This window comes from Bacillus sp. TH19 (genome assembly GCF_016651075.1).
GTDB classification, from domain to species: domain Bacteria; phylum Bacillota; class Bacilli; order Bacillales; family Bacillaceae_G; genus Bacillus_A; species Bacillus_A mycoides.
This window is the reverse complement of the sequence record NZ_JAEKEO010000001.1, coordinates 271,124-291,906: the sequence shown is the minus strand read 5'-3', so window position 1 is coordinate 291,906 and position 20,783 is coordinate 271,124. Positions and strand designations below refer to the sequence as shown.

21 protein-coding genes and 1 pseudogene are annotated in these 20,783 nt (G+C 33.4%); 17 read left to right on the top strand and 5 right to left on the bottom strand.

Going from position 1 to position 20,783, the window contains the following annotated elements; genetic code table 11:
* Positions 1-258: 258 nt before the first annotated feature.
* From JFU54_RS01455 to JFU54_RS01425, 7 genes and pseudogenes are all read left to right on the top strand, one after another.
* Positions 259-1,542: a replication-relaxation family protein gene (locus JFU54_RS01455; protein ID WP_201063503.1), complete on the top strand. Its 1,284-nt coding sequence runs from the start codon at positions 259-261 to the stop codon at positions 1,540-1,542.
* Positions 1,543-1,731: 189 nt separating this feature from the next.
* Positions 1,732-2,124: a hypothetical protein gene (locus JFU54_RS01450; protein ID WP_016096937.1), complete on the top strand. Its 393-nt coding sequence runs from the start codon at positions 1,732-1,734 to the stop codon at positions 2,122-2,124.
* A 17-nt stretch (positions 2,125-2,141) separates the two neighbouring features.
* The gene (locus tag JFU54_RS01445) at positions 2,142-5,639 is read left to right on the top strand and encodes a DNA translocase FtsK (RefSeq protein WP_201053924.1); all 3,498 of its coding nucleotides are present in this window, start codon (positions 2,142-2,144) and stop codon (positions 5,637-5,639) included.
* 213 nt (positions 5,640-5,852) lie between these two features.
* Entirely contained in the window at positions 5,853-6,044 is a 192-nt protein-coding gene (locus tag JFU54_RS01440; protein WP_078205626.1) for a hypothetical protein, read from the top strand.
* A gap of 285 nt (positions 6,045-6,329) precedes the next feature.
* The gene (locus JFU54_RS01435) at positions 6,330-7,313 is read left to right on the top strand and encodes an RNA-binding protein (protein ID WP_078205628.1); all 984 of its coding nucleotides are present in this window, start codon (positions 6,330-6,332) and stop codon (positions 7,311-7,313) included.
* Positions 7,314-7,322: 9 nt separating this feature from the next.
* Positions 7,323-8,249: a hypothetical protein gene (locus JFU54_RS01430; protein ID WP_201063500.1), complete on the top strand. Its 927-nt coding sequence runs from the start codon at positions 7,323-7,325 to the stop codon at positions 8,247-8,249.
* A 75-nt stretch (positions 8,250-8,324) separates the two neighbouring features.
* Positions 8,325-8,690 (top strand): annotated as a pseudogene (locus JFU54_RS01425) (RNA-guided endonuclease TnpB family protein); the annotation flags it as partial.
* A gap of 28 nt (positions 8,691-8,718) precedes the next feature.
* On the opposite strand, the gene JFU54_RS01420 reads toward JFU54_RS01425, so the two are convergent.
* Positions 8,719-9,666 (bottom strand): helix-turn-helix domain-containing protein, encoded by a 948-nt coding sequence (locus JFU54_RS01420; protein WP_078205629.1) that lies wholly within the window; start codon positions 9,664-9,666, stop codon positions 8,719-8,721.
* Between the two features lie 177 nt (positions 9,667-9,843).
* On the opposite strand from JFU54_RS01420, the gene JFU54_RS01415 reads away from it, so the two are divergent.
* The 8 genes from JFU54_RS01415 to JFU54_RS30035 all read left to right on the top strand — a co-directional run bounded on the left by JFU54_RS01415 (position 9,844) and on the right by JFU54_RS30035 (position 15,435).
* The gene (locus JFU54_RS01415; protein WP_002069438.1) at positions 9,844-10,875 is read left to right on the top strand and encodes a Gfo/Idh/MocA family protein; all 1,032 of its coding nucleotides are present in this window, start codon (positions 9,844-9,846) and stop codon (positions 10,873-10,875) included.
* Positions 10,876-10,889: 14 nt separating this feature from the next.
* Positions 10,890-11,927, top strand: a complete 1,038-nt coding sequence (locus JFU54_RS01410; protein WP_434088125.1) for a Gfo/Idh/MocA family protein — start codon at positions 10,890-10,892, stop codon at positions 11,925-11,927.
* Positions 11,928-12,896 carry a sugar phosphate isomerase/epimerase family protein gene (locus JFU54_RS01405; RefSeq protein ID WP_078205631.1) on the top strand — a complete coding sequence of 323 codons (969 nt, stop codon included), beginning with the start codon at positions 11,928-11,930 and terminating at the stop codon, positions 12,894-12,896. It abuts the gene before it with no gap.
* A gap of 261 nt (positions 12,897-13,157) precedes the next feature.
* Positions 13,158-13,445, top strand: coding sequence for a hypothetical protein (locus tag JFU54_RS01400; protein ID WP_016096929.1), 288 nt, complete (start codon positions 13,158-13,160; stop codon positions 13,443-13,445).
* A gap of 436 nt (positions 13,446-13,881) precedes the next feature.
* Positions 13,882-14,145 (top strand): hypothetical protein, encoded by a 264-nt coding sequence (locus JFU54_RS01395; protein WP_151304173.1) that lies wholly within the window; start codon positions 13,882-13,884, stop codon positions 14,143-14,145.
* A 491-nt stretch (positions 14,146-14,636) separates the two neighbouring features.
* Positions 14,637-14,921, top strand: a complete 285-nt coding sequence (locus tag JFU54_RS01390) for a hypothetical protein (RefSeq protein WP_078205634.1) — start codon at positions 14,637-14,639, stop codon at positions 14,919-14,921.
* A 67-nt stretch (positions 14,922-14,988) separates the two neighbouring features.
* Positions 14,989-15,288, top strand: a complete 300-nt coding sequence (locus tag JFU54_RS01385) for a hypothetical protein (RefSeq protein ID WP_078205823.1) — start codon at positions 14,989-14,991, stop codon at positions 15,286-15,288.
* A gap of 12 nt (positions 15,289-15,300) precedes the next feature.
* The gene (locus JFU54_RS30035; RefSeq protein WP_277956398.1) at positions 15,301-15,435 is read left to right on the top strand and encodes a hypothetical protein; all 135 of its coding nucleotides are present in this window, start codon (positions 15,301-15,303) and stop codon (positions 15,433-15,435) included.
* A 306-nt stretch (positions 15,436-15,741) separates the two neighbouring features.
* Here the strand turns inward: JFU54_RS30035 and JFU54_RS01380 are convergent, their stop codons facing one another.
* Positions 15,742-16,158, bottom strand: coding sequence for a DUF1259 domain-containing protein (locus JFU54_RS01380; protein WP_078205821.1), 417 nt, complete (start codon positions 16,156-16,158; stop codon positions 15,742-15,744).
* A gap of 609 nt (positions 16,159-16,767) precedes the next feature.
* On the opposite strand from JFU54_RS01380, the gene JFU54_RS01375 reads away from it, so the two are divergent.
* Positions 16,768-17,478: a DUF421 domain-containing protein gene (locus JFU54_RS01375; protein ID WP_151304175.1), complete on the top strand. Its 711-nt coding sequence runs from the start codon at positions 16,768-16,770 to the stop codon at positions 17,476-17,478.
* Between the two features lie 441 nt (positions 17,479-17,919).
* Positions 17,920-18,195 (top strand): DinB family protein, encoded by a 276-nt coding sequence (locus tag JFU54_RS01370; protein ID WP_242312071.1) that lies wholly within the window; start codon positions 17,920-17,922, stop codon positions 18,193-18,195.
* A gap of 117 nt (positions 18,196-18,312) precedes the next feature.
* Here JFU54_RS01370 and JFU54_RS01365 read toward each other — a convergent pair whose 3' ends face one another.
* The 3 genes from JFU54_RS01365 to JFU54_RS01355 form a co-directional block, all read right to left on the bottom strand.
* Positions 18,313-18,471, bottom strand: coding sequence for a hypothetical protein (locus tag JFU54_RS01365; protein WP_172805467.1), 159 nt, complete (start codon positions 18,469-18,471; stop codon positions 18,313-18,315).
* Positions 18,472-18,771: 300 nt separating this feature from the next.
* Positions 18,772-19,758, bottom strand: coding sequence for a tyrosine-type recombinase/integrase (locus JFU54_RS01360; RefSeq protein WP_201038241.1), 987 nt, complete (start codon positions 19,756-19,758; stop codon positions 18,772-18,774).
* A 140-nt stretch (positions 19,759-19,898) separates the two neighbouring features.
* Positions 19,899-20,042 carry a hypothetical protein gene (locus JFU54_RS01355; RefSeq protein ID WP_002069415.1) on the bottom strand — a complete coding sequence of 48 codons (144 nt, stop codon included), beginning with the start codon at positions 20,040-20,042 and terminating at the stop codon, positions 19,899-19,901.
* Positions 20,043-20,783: the final 741 nt, after the last annotated feature.

Sequence of the window (20,783 nt, the reverse complement as noted above, 5' to 3'; positions counted from 1 at the left end):
TTGAATGCTTGTTAGGTATCTAGCAGTACCCCGTCCTAACAATCAGAACAATCTCGTAAATCCCATTAAATCAATAATTTTCTACAGATTTATAAAGCAAGTTATCATCCCAACTTTGGAGTACAAGAGTAGGTATCTCTAGAAGGCAAATCCTCTCATTCATTTTTTCTTGTTTTACAACCAATATTTAGATGTACTAGTATATATAAAATGATACTTATTTAGTTTTAGTTTAATTTAAGATACGAGGTGTATATAATGTTCAAAAAACTGTATAAATATAAACGACCAGGTACCCAAAAATATTTTCATCTAAAAGAAGCAGACATATTTGTTTTTACAGTTTTATATTACAAAAGAGCCCTTACAACACGTCAAATCACTACGTTATATAGTGCATTTGAGGGGAGGGAATGTTCAGAAGCAAGCGTATTTACAAAACTCGACCGATACTCCCAATATGGTGCTATCCTAACTAAAAAAATAGATAAAAGGGATGACAGTATAACAAAACGCGCTTTATTTTCCTTGAAAGAGAAAATAATTGAATTCTTAAAAGAGATAGGGAAGCTCCCACCTGGCGCTTCAAAAAAAAGATATTCACGTATAAATTCACTTCACACTTTATGTTCACGTGAGGTTCTTGTTCGTACTCTACTAGCTACTACAGAGAAGAAACAAAATAATGAGATTTTATATAAATTAGATATCCGCTCTTATTACCTGAAGAAAAATATGAAAATTGAGGATGGCCAGTTACCGGTGATACCTGATGAACACATTTCATATCAAGATAAAAATATCTATATTGAAATGGATATGTGTAAAGAAACCAATTCTACCTTAGTTGAAAAAGTAGGCAAGTATGTAGAATATGCTCAAAAAACGAAGGACAATGTTTCAGTTATTTTTGTCATGTACGACAAATCAATGTTCCTTGCAGAAGAAGCAGAACCACCATACGTACGTATGAAGAATCTATTATTTTCTATGAGGGAGTATCACGAACTTTTAATGACAATACCTAATCTAAATATGTACGTCTGCTCACTTAAAGATGCTGGAGACGTTATTTCAGATATCATTCTTGGAAAAGATGACAACCAAAATTTCGAACAAGATATTCTTGTGCCTTTATCTCAACGTACAGTAGGAGATGCTGAATGGCGTTATGCATTTGTTGAGAACGTACAAATATTTAAGGAGCCAATAGATGGCGGTCTACGTCGAACTTATAGGCGAGACAAAGACGTTATACAAGATTTCTTCTTTATTTTTGGGAACGAAAATGATTATCGAATGATCGCTAGATTAGATGACGTCGTGTTTTCAAGAAGAGAAGGGGATGACGGTGTTCCACTTGTAGTTATCTATCCTAAACGTGAAAAGCCCAGAGATATTCTTCTGATGGACACTTATGAAAATGTACGACTGCTATCAATCCAAAATAAAAGTATCCATATAGACATGGATGAACAGATCATGGTACGTACTGCAAATAACGTTCATCCGAAAAGACGTAAACTTGTTGAGTTATATTAATCTATTATTTTTTATATAACACTATATAATTTTATTGATTTTCATTATTTAAGGTGGTAGAATAACGTTTGAACATATAATTAAAACTACAATCAAATCAGAACATATGAATTAAGGCAAGCGACACACGCTGTTTTTACAGTGGGTGTCGCTTGCCTTTTTTTATTTGGAGAAAGGTGGAAAATGAAAATGAATTTGCAATTTACAACTGCATCAACAGCCAATGGGGGAGTGCTTTCTGTGAGAGAGGCATTAGCAAATCCAGAACTAGTACTTGAACATATTACAGAAGAAGGTGCGGAGTTCAGCGTTTCACTACAAGATATTCAAATACCTGGTAAGCCTAATTATTATTGGTACGACGTATTGATTGAAACTGCAACTGCTAAGAAAATAGAAGTGAATATTGCTGTACTTTCTCAAGAAGAATATGACAAGCTTTGTGAAAAAGCTAGTATCGACCTATATTTAAAACAGACTGAAGATGCAGCAAAGTTCTTTCTAGAAAAGTCAAAAGAGCGATTTAATCCAGAGTTACAAGAACGTTTTACATTCCGCCATAAAGCTCAGCTGTTTCTGTAAGGAATAGGTGAGCCTTTATGAATACGTTTAAGCAAAGGTTGCCTTTATTTACAACTATTACACTAATTAGCGCATTTATTATTTCTTTTGGAGTCGGTTTAATAAACTATATAAAGTTACTATACTATGCATTTGAACTACCGTCTTATCCTATAGAAATTACATATGTACCACTTATCTTAATGTTCTTCTCTTTATTTCTAGGAGAATTTAGTTTTCGTTTCTACAGCCGTATTCCAGCTTTACATGTGAAAAATGGGAAACTTTTCATTCTAATTGCTTCACACATCGCAGTTGATATCCAATTCTTATGGTTTGCAACTGCTCCTATCCATGCAAAGGTTATCCCTTATCTCACGGATAAAGCAACGCATGTTAATTTTGGTGAATATCAGGCAGTAGGCCATGTATTAACGGGGAATTTCCACACATTAACCATGATATTTGTGTTTTTACCTACTGTATTTATGATCTTGTTTACTCTTTGGTATAGCGGGCATATTGTTCGTTACCGGGAAGAAATTTTAAAATGGGTACAAAAATATGAGTACAAAAACCACAAGTTACAAAAATGGTTTAATAGTCAGGAACAACAAATATATCCTGATGTAGAAATTGGTCCTCATATTGAGCATAAAGAAATGGTTCGTATCAAAGGGAAAGATAGAACATTAAATGGAATCATTATTGGTCCAATTGGTTCTGGTAAAACATCTAGTTTAATCATTCCAATGATTAATCAAGATTTACACTGGATGGTACGTTTCATTAATAAGTTCGAGAATGCTTATAAAAAAAATGATTATGATACGGAAGAAGTAAAAGGGACGTTTTTAAATGGTGTCACTGTTATTGAACCAAGTAATGATTTATGTCAAAAAGTATTTAAGTTAGTACAAGCACACAAAATTCCTGAAAGCTCTGTTTACTATATTGATCCAACTAACCCTGATACAAAAAACATAAACATTCTGCGTGGACCAGTTGATAAAGTAGCAGAGGTTTTCGCAATGGTTATTCAAGGTTTATCTGAATCCAATAATGCATTCTTTGAACAAGCACAGCGTAACCATCTTAAGCAACATATCTATTTATTAAAGCTGCACAACCCGCAAAAAGATGTAACCTTCGACGACTTGATAGAGATGTATGATGATGTAGAACGTGTCCATCGTATGCATAAACTGTTAAAAGTACAGGTGGAAAGGTTATACGATTTTGTTCAAACTGGCACTGCTTCGCGGGACCAGAACAACGAATATAAAATTATAAAAGGGATAGATGAGTGGTTTGATAATACAATTCGAGAAAAAACAGATTCTCAAGGCGAACCTGCGGTTTATAAAAAAGGGAAATACCGCGGGCACCCCATGCATTATGATAGAGAAGAAGAATATGTAAAAGGATTACGTAATATTTTAAAAGACCTTGCTTCGAACGTACTAATACGACGAGTTTTATTTGGTAAATCCGATTTCGATTTTGATGTACATTTAGAACAAGGTGGAATTTTATTAGTAAATACGGCAAAAGGGGAATTGGCAGACCTTTCTAATGTATTAGGAAAATTCGTCTTACTTAGTATGCAGAATGCTGTATTCCGTAGAGAACCAAACGTTTCACCATACCACCATATAATTGTCGATGAATTCCCAGATTACGTTGTCCGCCCGTTTAAAGAATTCCCTGCACAATCTCGTAAATATAAAGTAATCCTGACAATTGCAAGCCAAACACTATCTCAATTAGCTCTCGATTTCACAGAGCAGTACATGTTTACCTTGCTGGGCTCATTCCGTAACAAAATGATATTTGGAGATGTTACGCCATATGATGCAAAGATTTTCTCTGACATGTTTGGCGAAAAAGAGGAATTTAAAGAATCTGAATCTGAACAAGGCATTTCTCCTATGCAAGAGAATCCCGTTAGTCGTTTAGGATCAACCTATCAAAAAACAAAAGAAGTGGTTATGTCGCCAGGGGATATTATGGCACAAGGTGCATTTATTTGTGCTGCTCGTATCGTACAAGATAATCATGTGCAGCCTGTACAACAAATCACAAGTAATTTTGTACCCAAAGAAGAGTTTGCTAAAGCAATTATTCAAGTTGACGAAAAACTAGGGCAATATTGGGGAAATGAGCGTCTCATTCTAATTAAGGAATCTATTACTAAAGCAAATCCAATGAAGCACGTAGATGCGGAGAATATGAAAACAAAAGAACCATTACCACCTATACAGATTGATACGATGGAGCAGAACAATTCTATAGGAACAGACGAGGGACAACAGCAAATTGTCTCATTGGATAATTATAAGGAGAATAAATCTGAACCTGAAACAAAAGAAGTCGAAGATATAGTTGTATCAAATACATCCATTGCTAATGAACAACAGACAAGCCACAACGAGAAAGATGAAGAGGACACTTCTCTATATGAAGAGATTAAAAGCTTCGTAATTGAATCACAGCAAGTCTCGCCATCCCTGCTGCAAAGAAAATTTAGGATTGGCTATATGAAGACAGCGCGATTAATTGAGAAGTTAGAACAAAATCTAGTTGTCAGCTCCTATACAGGAAAAGAACCTCGTAAAGTTCTAATTTCAAAAGACAATAGTAGTCCACTATCGCCAGAGGCGTCTGATATAAATTCTACCGTCTTGTACGAAACAAATTCCGATAAAAGTATTCCTCAAGAAGTAGCCATTCCAAGCGAAGACAAGGAGGCCGCGCTTGAAGAGACAAGCTTTTTTAAAGATATCTTATATGATGATGTTGTAATTTTTGTGAAGCAATCCAGGGCGGCTTCCCTATCGGCATTGCAGGATAAATTTAATATTGGTTCTACACGTGCCTCACGCTTACTAGATGCCTTACAACGTCATGGAGTCTTAAATGACATAGACACGCAACAAAAGTTGGAATGTGTAACACCTGAAATACATGAAGAGGTAGTTGAAGAAATAATCAAGGAAGTAATTGAGCTAAAGCCAGAGGATATAGTAGATTCCTATGAAATAGATATGGATGTGGCCGAACTTAACAAAGGTTTATCCATTTCTATAATGGAACAAGAGTGGAACACAGATGCTTCAATTGAGACGGCGCTTTCAATTAAAACCGAACCATTCCAAGAGGAGTTACAAGAAGAAATAAATACACTGCAAATAGCGGAAGAATCAGAAACAGATATTGGTGAAAAGCTCATTCCAGTTATAGAAGCAGTAGATTTTACAGAAGAAAACAAACTAGATGACGAAGTTGCAAAAGTTTACGAATCAATTAGTGCTACTGTTCATAAAAACTTAGAAAAAAACATGGTAGAAAACACAAAAAACACTGAAGAGCAACAAGAGTATAGCCGTATGACCTATAAAGAACGTCAAGAACGCCTCAAGGCTCAACAGAAAAATAAGTATAGTGGTGCACAGCCACTGTCATATAGAAATGAACAACCTAAGAAAAATACATCTAACGTGATGAGTAAGGAATTAAACGATATATTTGATTAATATAGCCTTTCAATTAGAACAATACTTTGAAATTAATGAGAGATGTTGACTTGTAATAAAATCACGATGTTATTAAAAAAGCTTTATTGCCGATTAATAAAAGAGTTGTTGCTAAAGATGGTGTGAATTGGAATTTCACTCCATCTTTTTTATCTTGTTATAATGAATATAATGATATTTATATTTCACAATCAAATAGGAGGAATAAATGATATGTTAGATAAATTAAAAAATCATTTTAAAGATGTAAATTTAGTGTGTTCACAATGTGATAAAACAATCGAACATGGTGAACGATTTGCAGTTTCTTTAGTATTACCTGAAGAAAAAAATATGCCTGTTGGACAATTAGATAAAGTATTAGCTAAGAGAGCAAACGAAATTTTATGTAGTAAATGTAGATAATTTTATAAAAACACTATATGTAATAGAAGTTATTTTAATCAAATTTTTTACTGTAAAATAAGAGTTTGGGTACATTATTTAATCAAACTTTAATTCAAAGCTACAAGAGATTTGCCAGAAAACATTTGAAGTTGAACCAAATAACACTTGCATAAATTTCTGAATACCATTATATTAAAATTAATAATTATATAAATAAAACATAACTTACGTGAAGGACACACCTTACGTACCATTCCAACGGTACAGGTGTGTCCTTTTTTACGTTCTAGGAGGAAAAATAGAATGACAGTAGAGAAAGAAACAACACACGTTGCAGAAGAACTAGGGATGGCTTTTGGACAAGAAATCACAGTAGGAGACACACAAGTAGAAACAAACTTTAATCAATTTGAGCGAGTACGTGAGCATGAATTAGAAGAGTTAGCTCGTATGAAACGTGAACGTATTATAGGTAAAGGCTTAATTACAGTAGTCTCTGAAAAGTTGTTCCCAACTAAAAATGGTAAATCAGAACGCATACCCGTACTTACGATGCAAATTGGTACCCATACAACTGCATACTGCCCAATTACAGAGGCAGGGATAACAATTCCTAAGAATCCTCAATGGCTAGTTGGTAGAACAAAACCTGTTATCATTGAGCATTTCCAAAAGACAGAGGAAGGGAACTTTGCCGTTGTATCAATCACAGCAGGAGAGCTCGCATTACAAAAAAGATTATATGATGAAGTAACCTCACAAGGTGGGAATAAAGTATACACAGGAACAGTTTCAGGTCATATTCCAACTGCACAAACCGTTCTGGTTGAAGTCCATGGTGTAACTATAGGGGTAAGGTACTCACATTGGTCACATTCATTTGTACGTCCGGAGGATATTATTATTGGTGATGTTGTAGAGCTCATTATCGATAAAGTAGTAGAAAAGAACGGCCGCTATGAATTTAGAGGAAATAAAAAGAAACTAGAAACAGATCCAATGGAAAAGCTATTAGAGCTTAAGAAACGACGTGATCGTTTTGTAGGTAAAATTGTAGGTGTAGATGCCATTGCTGGTATTTTCGTAGAAGTTGCACCTGGTATTCAATTTAAAGGATTAAAGAGCCGTAATCTTGCTAATCCAACTCCAGAAGATGCAATTAACCAAACAATCGTTACATGTGAGCTGCTTAATATTGATCCAAAAAATCGCAGAGGAACTGTACGTATTTTAAATTATCCTCAAGGCCAAAGTAAAAAATCTAGTTCTGCAATCTTTCAATTTTAATGAATGACTATGCGTACAATAGAGAATCAAATGTCTCCATATCTCCCTTCCGTCCCACATTTATCAAATGAGGACGCACAGGGACTTCAGGTATATCGGATACATAGTCTGGATAAAACCTATGTATTCCATTCCTATGACGAATTAGTTACGTTTAAGCAGCGTTTAACAGAAGAACAGCATGCAATACTAACTTTCATCGGTATTCATACATCTGTTCGTTTTAATCATTTATTATATCTATTCAAAGATAAGTTTTCGCGTAAGAGAATTAATGATGCACTTCAAGGACTACTTTACTATCGTCTCATTGAAAAATGGCAAGTAGAGAATTTTGATATGGAAATTCTTGAGGAGGCTTATACGTTATCCGATAATGGGTTTAAGCTCTTAAAGTACTGGCAAGGAAATATGTTTTACTTTGCTCCAGAGCGCCTTGATAATCACGGCAAATACGTTCACCTACGTTATTGGCATGATATAGACTTACTCTGCCATCTACGCTATGCTCCGTCCTTTGTGGGGCATATTATGCATCCATCTATAAGTAAAGGGGTTTTTCCCCCTCCTTTAAGTTTTGTAGTAAGCGGTGGAGAAGATCGTAAATTTAATTTTGTTGTATACTCCACCTTATTATCAGATACAAAGGATCGATTAAAGCGGATTATCGCTAGATGGAAGACTTTTGTAGAGTCAGGGAAAGATGTTATTATGCAAGACTTAGGGAATAATCCTACAATCTTAGTTGTTTATGTTTCTACTGAAAAACAGGCAAAGCAAATTAATAATGATCTACTACTTGATTTAATTCCTGGTAAAGTATTGCTATGTATAGGAGAAACCTTACATTCTCAAGGATTACAACATGCTTTTTATCAGCCTCTTGCAGAAGGGGAGATTAAACAATTAAATACAAAGCTATTCGCAACAAACTAAGCCATCCTTACAAGCTATTGCTTTCTTTTAAAGGGTGGCTTGTTTACTTTTACAAATAGAGATGATTTGCGTGTTTTATCATTTGAAATCATCAAAAACCACGATGTTATCGGTATAGAAGATTTGCAAGTATCGAATATGCTAAAGAATCATAAGTTAGCAAAAGCAATTAGTGAGGTATCATGGTCACAGTTTTGAACCATGTTGGAATATAAAGCAAAATGGTATAGCAAACAAGTCATTGTCGTATCGAAAACATTTGCTTCAAGCCAATTATGCTCTTGTTGTGGATATCAAAACAAAGACGTTAAAAACCTAAACCTACGTAAATGGGACTGCCCTTCTTGTCGTACACACCATGATAGGGATATTAACGCAAGTATCAATCTAAAGAATGAAGCAATACAGCTTCTAACCGCAAGGACTGCGGGGATAGCCTAATAAATTAGAGTTCGATAGAACTCTTTACTTAGGAATCCTCCACTTCTAAACGAAGTGAAAGTGGGGGTAGTTCAATGCTTTGTATTCGCTGCTTAAACTCTTTCGGTAAACAGTTATTTTCTTTTTTAAACAACTTATAAAACTGTGACATGTTTGCAATTCCAACTTCGCATCCGACATCTGTAATACTAAGGTCACTTGTTATTAATAAACTTTCAGCTTGTTTGATGCGCTTATAATTCACATAATCTAAAAAGGAAATACCCATAATTCTTTTAAAGTATTTGATGAAATAATGATAGCTTAAATTTATTAATGCACATGCTTTGGTTACGGTTATCTTTTCTCCTAAATGATCTTCTACATAATCAAGTACTGGTTTTAAACGAGCAAAGTCGTCTTGTTCACTATAATTTAATATGTTATGTGTGTCATTTCTTACTAGTAATAAAAGTAATTTCTTAATGGCAGCACTAATTGCGATTTCATATCCGTTCATTTTCACTTTTGATTCTGTAAAGATTTCTGTAATAAGAGCATAAGCCTCATGTTTCACCACTTCATTTTGTTCAAAAATATAGTTTAACTCATTTAAGGATTTTGTTTGTTCTGAAAAGCAATGTAAATATTGTATAATGCTTCGGTCAAAGTGTTGTTTTAAATTTACTTGAAACACAACGTAGTGTAACGAACCTGCAGAAGGTTTATGTGACCGATGCAACTCAGATTTCCCAAAAATAAAAACATCTCCAGGGCCAAGAACAATATACTTATCTTTATTTTGTATACCTAAATATCCTTCTATAATTGCTAGAAACTCAATCTCTTCATGATAATGCCAAGGGGCACTCTCAATTTGATTATTATAAGAGGTTTCCATAACAATGTCCCATACTTTTAAAAATAGTAATGGATTTTGATAAATAACCTTTTCTTCAATTGCTTCAGCAAGCTTATTACAAATTCCTTCTGACATAGACGTTTACACCTCCTTATTAGGAATATAACACCTTTATCAAAATGCGATAAGTAAGTTGCCTTATTTCTTATAGAAAAAGGCAACTTTTGATAAAAACATAACGATATATAGCATATTTTTTCAGTGAAAAAATTTCTATAATAATTTTAAATCAAGCAAAAGGAGGCTATGATAGTGAATATTTTAAAAGTAGGTGTTATTGGCTGCGGAAGCATCGCACAGTATCGTCATTTACCAGAATACGAAGCAAACCCATATGTACAGATTGTGGCTGTTTGTGACAGTAATAAAAAGCGCGCAAAAGAAGTTGCCAATAAGTATGGTGTAAATATGTACACTGACTATAACGAGCTTATCAATTGTGAAGAGTTAGATGCAGTGAGTGTATGTACACCAAATGATTTACATGCATCAATTTCTATCGTTGCTTTACAATCGGGTATCCATGTACTATGTGAAAAGCCAATGGCGACGTCAAAAAAAGATGCGGAAATGATGATTGAAGCTGCTGAAAAAAGCGGTAAAAAGTTAATGATTGGTCATAACCAGCGATTTGTTACTTCTCACCAAAAGGCAAAACAATTGATTGAAAATGGAGAAATCGGAAAAATATATAGCTTCCGTACAGCATTTGGTCATAGTGGTCCTGAAAATTGGAGTGTAGATGGAAAAGAGAGCTGGTTCTTTAAAAAAGATGAAGCGTTTCTTGGTGCAATGGGTGATTTAGGTGTACATAAAGCGGATTTAATTCGGTATATTCTTAATGAAGAAATTACAGAAGTTGGTGCCTTTGTTGAGACGAGCGCAAAAACATTTTCGAATGTAGATGATTGTGCTGTATGTATGTTGAAAAGCGAAAGTGGCATTATCGGAACACTTGCAGCAAGTTGGTCTTACGTTAGCAAAGAAGATAATTCAACAATTATTTATGGTGAAAAGGCCACTCTTCGACTAGAAGATGATCCGACTTACTCACTCATTCTTCAATATAAAAATGGTGAAGTTGTAAAATATGAGCTTGATAAAATTCAATCGAATGCTGCAGTTGGTCAAAGTAATTCACATGTAATTGAGCAGTTTGTAGAGTCTATCCTTTCTGATAAAGAGCCGTTAATTAATGGTGTAGAAGGAATGAAATCGTTAGAAGTCATTTTAGCAGCCATACAATCCAGTGAAGCAAAACAAATTGTTACAATTCCATTATGAGAAAAGGTGAAGACATGAAGAAACTACGCATTGGAATAATAGGGGCCGGAGGAATTGCACAAGGTCGCCATATCCCTGCATTTGTAAAATTACATCAATATTGTACGATTACGGCTATACATGATAGAAACATAGAACACGCAAAACAAATCGCTGAAACATATAACATTCCTTATGTATTTGAAACGTATGAAGAAGTCTTTAAAGAAGTTGATGCTGTTTGTATTTGTACACCTAATAAGTTTCATGCTGAGATTTCTATCGCAGCATTACAAGCAGGGAAACATGTATTATGCGAAAAACCGATGGCTTTAGCAGCGGCAGAATGCGAAAAAATGATAGAATCTGCAAAAAACAACGGTAAAAAACTTGCTATCGCTTATCATTATCGTTACATGAAAGAGTCGCAAGTTGCAAAACAAATGATGATAGGTGAGATTGGCACACCTCTTGTTGTTCGTGTAAAAGCACTCCGTCGCCGAAAAGTACCAGGCTGGGGCGTTTTCACAAATAAAGAATTACAAGGCGGAGGAAGTTTAATAGATTACGGTTGTCATCTTCTTGATTTAGCACTTTGGTTAATTGGAAATCCAAAACAAACAGAAGTCATTGGTAGTGTCTATAATGCCGTTAGTAAGCAACCAAATCAAGTAAATATGTGGGGAGAATATGATTATAAAACGTTTCAAGTTGATGATCATGTTACCGCATATATAAAGTTTGAAAATGGGGCATCATTGTTATTTGAAACTTCTTGGGCAGCAAATATTAAAAATGATGAAGAACATGTGAGTATTTCCGGAGTAAACGGTGGAATAAATGTTTTTCCAATTGAATTATATACAATAAAACATAATATGATATTAAATAGTGAACCAGTCTGGATAGCAAATAACGGCGATCCTGGAATTTTGCAAGCAGAAAACTTTGTAAAAGCTTGCTTATACGATGAAGAATTAATTGTAAAGCCTGAGGAATCGCTGCAAGTATCGCAAATTATTGATGCAATTTACGAAAGTAGTAACACACATGAAGAAGGGACGGGAAGATAAATGAAATTAGGAGTATTTACAACACTTTTCTCTCACATGGAATTTGAAGAAATGCTTGATTATGTACAAGCAGCCGGTTTGCATGCAGTAGAAATTGGTACAGGTTGTTATCCTGGAGGTTCGCACTGTAACTTAGATGTATTATTAGAAAGTGAACAAGCCAGAAGCGTATATATAGAACATGTACAAAAAAGAGACTTAATCATTAGCGCTTTTAGTTGTCACGGAAATCCATTATCCCCAGATGCTGCTTTTGCAACAGAATCTCATGAAACATTGTTAAAAACCATTCAACTAGCTTCACTACTAGACGTACCTGTTGTGAATTGTTTTTCAGGCGTAGCAGGTGACCATGAAAGCGCAAAATACCCGAATTGGCCTGTTGCACCATGGCCAAATGAATACAATGATATTTTAAAATGGCAATGGGAAGAAAAGCTCATTCCTTATTGGAAACAAGTTGGTGAATTTGCAAAAGAACATGGTGTAAAAATTGGTTTAGAACTTCACGGTGGTTTCTTAGTACATACGCCATATACATTACTAAAACTACGTGAAGAAACATGCAATGCGATAGGTGCTAACTTAGACCCTAGTCATTTATGGTGGCAAGGAATTGACCCTGTCGCTGCTATTAAGTTATTAATGAAAGAAAATGCAATTTATCACTTTCATGCAAAAGACACTTACATCGATCAAGATAATGTAAATATGTATGGTTTAACAGACATGCAGCCCTACGGTGAACTGAAAACAAGAGCTTGGACATTCCGTTCTGTTGGCTGTGGTCATAGCTTAGAAGAATGGTCGCAAATGATGAGTGCACTTCGTACATATGGATATGATTATGTTGTAAGTATCGAACACGAAGATCCACTCATGTCTATTCAAGAGGGATTTAAACGTGCCACAAAAAATCTTCAATCTATTTTAATTGAAGAAAACCCTTCACAGATGTGGTGGGTGTAACTTCGTTTAAAAAAGAAATAAGTTACATTTTTTTCAGAGAAGCCATTCGTAAAAGAATATTAGCTTCTCTTTTTTTAAAAGAAACGTTTAAAAAAGGACGAAATATTCAAAAATAAATTACGAAAACTAATTATCCTGTATCTACCTCTATACAAAGTATGGATTTTACGAAATAATATTGTTTGATGCCTGTTTCAACAATAATGATATATGCAGATGTAATTATTGTTGAAATAGAATATGTAAGAAAGGAGTAATACATTGCTACGTATACAAAGAGGGTACATGTACAATCCAGATGATAATAAGGTAATTGTTAATGAAATTTTCTACGATGCTACATCAGAACAAAAGCTAGGAAGCAAAATGGGTGTGTTCGATGCGGTTAAACTACCTACTGCTATTTTTCAAAAGGTCCAAGAAACTGAAAGTATGTCCTACATGGAGACTGTTGAAGTTGAAGCAGAAACCATTAAAGAAATACTTTGTTATTTAGACCAACATCAAAAGCCAGAAAAACTATATTTTGAAATGCAGTATATGAAGTAACACCAAGAAATGAAAATAAGAGGGGATTTATAGCAGGGGAAACAGGGGTATTATTATACAATACATATAACATCTGCATAATAAATTCCTTCTTATCTTCATTTCATTAAAAACAATTGAATATAATATAAAAATAGTTTAATATAAATTTATATTTATTGTTTAATTGATTCCGTTTATTCCCACACCTTATGTGTTGTGGTTGAGTTGTAGAAGCAAGTTGTGTTCTTGTTTCAATTATGAAAGGGCTTCTTTGAGCCGATTAGTGTATATATAGCTTATTTTGCTATGCACATTTTAATCGACTTGAAGAAGCCCTTTTTGTGTTGTCTTTAAGTTAGGAAGCACATGTAAATAGACCTTCGGGGCTAATAATATGCTAAATGAAAAAGCACTTATTTTGTAATTTTTTTGTTTAATTAAGAGGAGAGATAAAATGAAATTTTACAAGATAGGAAGTTCGAAAGAGTTTATGAGAGTAATTTATGCTCGAAATTCATATGAGGCAGCTGGGTACTATTTATTAGAAATAAATCACAATTGTACAGACTTAAATGAGTTATTCATTCAAATAACGGGCCTCTCAGAGCATATTCAGGTTCTGTACAATGGTTATCCTGTTACTAAATTTTTACAAGAAATCTCTAAAGAGAAGCGCTTTACAACATGTCCTTGTACTGTAGTAGAGATACTAAACTAAGCAAGAATGAGAAGGCTAGATATTTAGGTATTATAACTAAAAAATACTGTGAAGAAATAGCACATGATTTGTGCTTTTTTTATTTGGAAAAGGAGATATTTATGATGAAACATGAACATGCAATTACATTAGATGAACTAGCATTATCACTAGGGGAACTTATATTAACCTTTCAAAATAAAGAAATCACCGAACCCATTAAAAGTCGTTTCCTGCACACTTAGGTGTACAATTTTCTTATAAAAAAGAATCGCAGGAATTCTATTTCTATTATGGAGAAAAACACTTACCAGGTCTTTATCGTCTCTTACTATTGTTAAAGATTTTTGAATTTGACAGCAAAGAAAGAGATTAATTTCTAATTTATAGTAAACTAGATAAAGAATGGAATATAAAAATTAAGAACTAGAGTATTTATATACGTAAGATACTTGTTGCAATGCTAAAAGCACAAGGGATTAGAATGTGAAACTTGAGAGGAGTACTTTAATATGATTACAGTTAACCGAGGATATATGTATGATCCAGATGATAATGAGGTCTTAATTACCGAAATTTATTATGAGGCTGCTACAGATACTAAATTAGGAAGTAAAATGGATAGCTTATCTTACGCAGTTATTCCTAATGAAATTAAAGAAAAAATAGAAGCAGCTGCTTCTTTATCCTATATGGAAAGCATTGAGATGTCTCAGCAATTAGCTGTCGTATATCAAAATGAAATTAACATGTATGGAAAACCTGGAAAATTGTACTTTGAGTTAAAGAATATATAAGAGGGAAAAAGACATTGGACGAATTTGTTCAATGTCTTTTTTATTAATCTGCAGAGGAGCATATATAATGAATGTTGTAACTGAAATTGAAACGAGTCTTTGGACAATTTGTGTAGGGGATGTTTTTAGCAATGGCCGTATGCCGTACCATCTAAAAGTTGTAAACATTGAAGTAGAAATTCCATGTAATCAAGTAGAGGCATTTACATTGGCTTGTAATGTGGAATATCTGCTGCAAGCACTACAAACGATATCTTCTGAAAAAATCGCGATAAAAATGATTAGTAATCAGAGACCTATTGTGGTAGTGGGAGCAGAGGATACAATTCATTCTAATTTGCAGTTAATCCTACCGGTTCGTGTGTAAGGGCGCATTCAAATGATTATTAGGAAGGACTTCTTTGACTTATTACAGTCAAAAGAAGTCCTTCCTAATAATCAAGAACTTCGTCAATCCTTTGAATTGCTTATCAACGGATTTATTGCAAACGAAATGCCTGATTTAGAAAAATAACGGACAAGCAGTATGTGGAGGTGAACTACCCGCCACTTAACGTCCTAACGGACTGTTTGAAGTGGGGGTACTAAAAAATTTTAGCTTGATGGCTATGTGGTACCACCAGCATTTCGGAAAACCCCTATGCTAAGCAACAAATACAATAAGCCGCCCATATGGACAGCTCATTTACATAATTCCTGTTATCGAAATTCAATGTATCTAGAAATTCATAAAAATGCTTTCCAGATCACTTAGCTGGAGGGCATTTTTTGTTCACATGATTCTCGATATAGGAAATGAATAAATATGATCTACTTAACATTAGCTCCCGTTATCAGTAATTGGATAACTACTTAAAACCGAAAAGGAATTTGCCAATTTTTTTGCAAAACTCAATGGTGGTTCAACAGATTGGATATGAATATACATAATCAATGGTTTCATATATAACCAATGATTATGTAAGGCGCTAACAATAATCCCTTGTTGAACAATTGATTGCATAAATAAAGGGATTTCTTCTTGTAAAATAGCGATTTCTCCAAAGTTCAACGCATTGCCATTTTGATCTAACGATTCAAAAGATATCCCAACCGGTATCACTGAGGTGCTTGGTCGTCCTTGAACAAACACTTTAATATTACGACGCAAGGAGACAGAACAAACACCCTGATTTATGTTGCTTTTCCCATTAAGAATTTTAGCAAATTGTTCACAAAGGAAATTAAGGTTGTTCATAAATCTGATGCCCCTTTCTTATCAGATAAAAGTTACTTCATAAGTATTAATACTCGTCCATTAGCTTTTATATAAGTAATTTAAGAAACCCTTATTTAGATAATAAGAAAAAAATGCACATCATATTCACTTCTCATTTAATTTAAAAACACCAAAAATATATTTTAGGGACGTTCTTAAAATATTAATACCTGTCGGTACATGATTGTTTTTCCTCAAAGAAATCACCAGTTTAAAAAGTTATGATTTTCTGGATAGGTGAGAGTGATACATGATTTTGTAGGTAGAAAACATATCCCGGTAATTCAAATCAGTTCATATTTATCTAGTTAATACTCTTTAAGGGAATCCAATCTCTTTTTGATAATTATTATTTTATTTGATTTCAAAAAATGTACTCCTTATTAAAACATTCAACATCATTATATTTCCTCTTACATTCATGTCTCTTTTTATCTCTTGAGAAACTTGGCAACAGAACCGAGATTAATTCATCTACATGAACTATTTAATGCTATTGAACATAATAAATTCTTTTACAATGATACATACTATCCTTATATAAATTATTATAATACGAACATGCAATCCCAAAAGGAGGCGCTACTTGTGTCTGAACATATAGAGATTATTTTGAGAACACTGTTATCTTTCTCGATTTTATTTATCGGAGCTAAAATATTAGGAAAGCAAATTATCGCTGAAATGAATACCTTTGATTTTATTGGTGCTATCTCTATCGGAAGTATTATTGCAAATTTGGCATTTAATTTAAATGTAAAAACTCATCATGCAGTCATCGCTTTTCTTATTTTAGTATTTATCATTCTAATGGTTAGTTATATATCCATGAAAAGTCGGATAGGCAGAAAAATATTTGCTGGAAATCCGACAGTCATTATTGAAAATGGGAAAATTTTAGAAAATAATATGCGGAAAATGCGCTATTCTCTAGATTATTTAAACCAACAATTAAGAGAGAATGGTATTTTCAACATTGAAGAAGTTCTTTATGTCATAGTTGAAACAAATGGTAAGATATCTGTTTTGAAAAAACCTGAATATCGTAATGTTACAAAACAAGATTTAAATATACCGATAAAAAAAGAGTCTAAACTCCCCATCGAGCTAATTATGGATGGAGAAATTATGACAGAAAACCTAAGGCAAAACAATCAGACAGAGTTAGGGTTACAATGTGAACTAAAAAAACGTAACCTTCGCTACAAAGATGTTACGTATGCTGTACTTGCTGCAAATGGAAATATTTATATTGATACATATAAAGATAACATTACTTCTCCAATGGACCAAGAATAGGCTATTTCTTCTGAAAACACAGGTGCACATATCGTTGTAATCCTTCCGCAAATGGTTGTAGTTCATCTTGAATGATTCATAAGAAAACGTCATCCTTTCTAATCTAGCTTGTTAGAAAAAATAACATCTTTTGATGCTTGGGGGTATTAGAATCTCTTGAGTTGATGGACATGGGGGACCGCCACATGCCCATCAAGCTAACCAAGTAACTTACTAGATATGAAACGATCCTCGGTTCAAAACTAGCAATTGATAGAAAAGTAGGCATACTAAAGAAGCCTATTAAAACGTGATTTTTTCGCTAGGCAGCTTGTCTATGCTTCACCGTCGTTTTATACACAATCCCTAGAATATCAAAGACGGTCATCTTCTTATAACGATGACATTTACGACCGTAAAAATATATGGAGAAGTAACTCACTATGAGGGCAAAAATCGAAAATGGATGTAAAAACACTTTTGTCACAACAATGGGCAAGCTGCTTAGATGAAGAAGACTGGTTTCCGCCACTTGAAAAAGTGCTAAAGAATATTACTTTTGAAAAGGCAATTTGGAAACCGGAGGGGGAAATGAATTCCATTTGGGAATTAGTTTGTCATTTATTTTTCTATAAAAAGAGACTTCTGATGCGATTTCTTGGTAAAACAGCGAATGAACCCCAAGCAGAAGATAATGAATCTACATTTCGAAGACTATTTAACATCTTTTTATTGTAGTAAATGAACAAGAAAGAGGTTATTTACTACAGATTATCTAAACCATCAAATCAAAATGAGAGTTGTAAAGTGTTTAATTTACATGTAGAAAAATAAAAAACCACTTAGAGTGGTTTTTTAATCGCGCATTGCTCCTGCCTCACGGGAGGTCATTGCTCCTTGCCCTTGGCTAACATCTTTTTGAATTTCTTGTTTTACTTTTTGTGCATCAGTTCCCGCAAATTTTTGTTTCATATTAGAACCCAAATTTTCTTTGTCTTGTTGATTCTGTAGCATAAAAGTCCTCCTTTATTTATTGATTTAACAATCCTATTATTTACAAAAACACTTAGTATATTCCAAGGATTCGATTGAAATTCACTTAAAATAAAGGGACTTTCGTTTGAATAATAAACATATATTCGTTGTTCAACTAACGTATGCGTTAGTTGAATATGACAAATGCTTTAAAAGATAGCCTGTATCAATAATTACTTGGTAATCATCGATACAGGCTTTATATTTCAATAACTAATCGTCTTTCTATATATTTAATTTAATATCCTTACTATCTTTACTGTTAATATTCATGTGTCTTTAATCTATTGTATTGTTTTGAACGTGCTTGAGTGGAACTTGTTGTAAATATCGGAAATATCTTTTTAGAGATATCTTAGTTTTGAACCCCATTCTACTTACCAATTCATCTTCATTTATTCCTTGCTTAATAAGACGGAGAATAAATGTATTCCTCATCTGCTGTGCAGAAATACGCCTATTTCCCCCCGCACGTTTTACTTCAAGTCGTATCATTTTTTGCACAGCAACCTCAGACAAGGCCTTTGGCGCATCATTTTCGTACACCCAACGATAAGTACCCCGGTTAAAATCAAATACAACAAATAGGGGATTATCAGTATGTTTTCGAGGTCTTACGGGTTCTGGAATGATCGTATAATATTTATAAAGTTGCTTTGTATCTTCATCAGTTAAGAATACAGATCTAGTTACTCCATCCTCTCCTGGAACAATTAAACTATTTCTAGCAAACTGTATATGGCTCATATTAAGCGATACAAGCTCTTGCAAGGATAACCCATAGTTTACTACTAAATTTATTATACAAGCGTTTCTATCCATAATAAGAGGGCGATATTTAGCTTGTCTTTCTGTTAATCCCTTTGTTGAAAGTATCGTTTGTTTTAAATGCTTTTCTTCCGTTGCAGTAATAAAATCCTTATCACTTAGTGATTGATCAGGAATTAAGGAGAGGTGAAACTCATCTAATGGACTATCTATCCCTAAAAACATGTTCAATTTCTTTAAAACCACCCATATTCTGTGCCTTATTTTCTGGGAATATTTGCGCTTGCTTTCTAACTCAGAGAAATACCCCTGATAATCTTTTGGAGATAATTCACTCCACGATTTGATATGAAAAAGTATCTCATTTACTTCTAACCATTTAAAAAAATCCTTAATATCGTAAGAATAACGTTGTATCGTAGAATGTTTTCGACCTTTTTCAATTAAGTAATTAGAAAAAGCTTCTAATGTTTCTTCTAACCTAATTGTCTCGTTCATTATAATCACCTAATTTCTTTGGGTATATTATAACAAAAAATAGGTGAAAGACCTGCTACCGCCCTCTGCTATGCACGGTTGCTGGCATATCAAAAACGCAAACGGACAAACAACCCTTTGCATTTTTGATATGTTGATTATTATTTACAAAGCCAAATGAATAAGGCTATCATAATACTCCAAAAAGGGAGTACAAGTAATAATCCCCAAAAAACCCCTTTAAAAAATCTAATTTCGTTATATTCATTCATTGCTATATTAGTTGTATTCTTTAGTACGACCATGTTTAATCCTCCAATTATTAATTGATTATAAAATGAAAAAAGGACAAACCTCGTCCTGGTAGGGATACGTAGGTTTGTCCTTTTGTATGTGGGTAATGATATGTTTAATTACCATTATTATAACTGAATTAACAAATATTTTCAATTAGGTCAGACTTCTTATTAACAATCATACTAGTAATAATAAAATCTATTATAAATATATATCTTATATATTAAAAAGAAATAAAGATAAAACTTTTATAGGTTATCAAAAATAGGGAAAAGACCTACTCCCACAAGGAAAAATTTGATGTTAGAACATAAAAAATCATAAATAGTAGAAAATGTATCCGTAGATTCAATGATTATTAGACTTTCAATTCTACAAAAAAGCAGAAAGAAAATCATATATTTCTACATGAAATCGGAAAGAAATTGATACAAATCACATTATATTTATTCAGCCATGGAAATAGGGTGTATTTTCTTTATTTTGTTAAATGGAGCAGTATGTAGCGTCCAATTATCCACATTTTGTTCAGATAATGTAGCTATTTGTTAACATTACTCAGTATTTACACATAACTCACATTATTATTGATGATTTTTATTAGATGAAATTAACGACAGTAGTATTATCAAGGATATTGGGAAAATATTATTCACATTTGATCATAATTGTCCTCATATCCACTGTTTTTATAAATATCCTTCTGATTTTTTGTAGATATAAAATCAGATGTTTTACTATACGTGAAG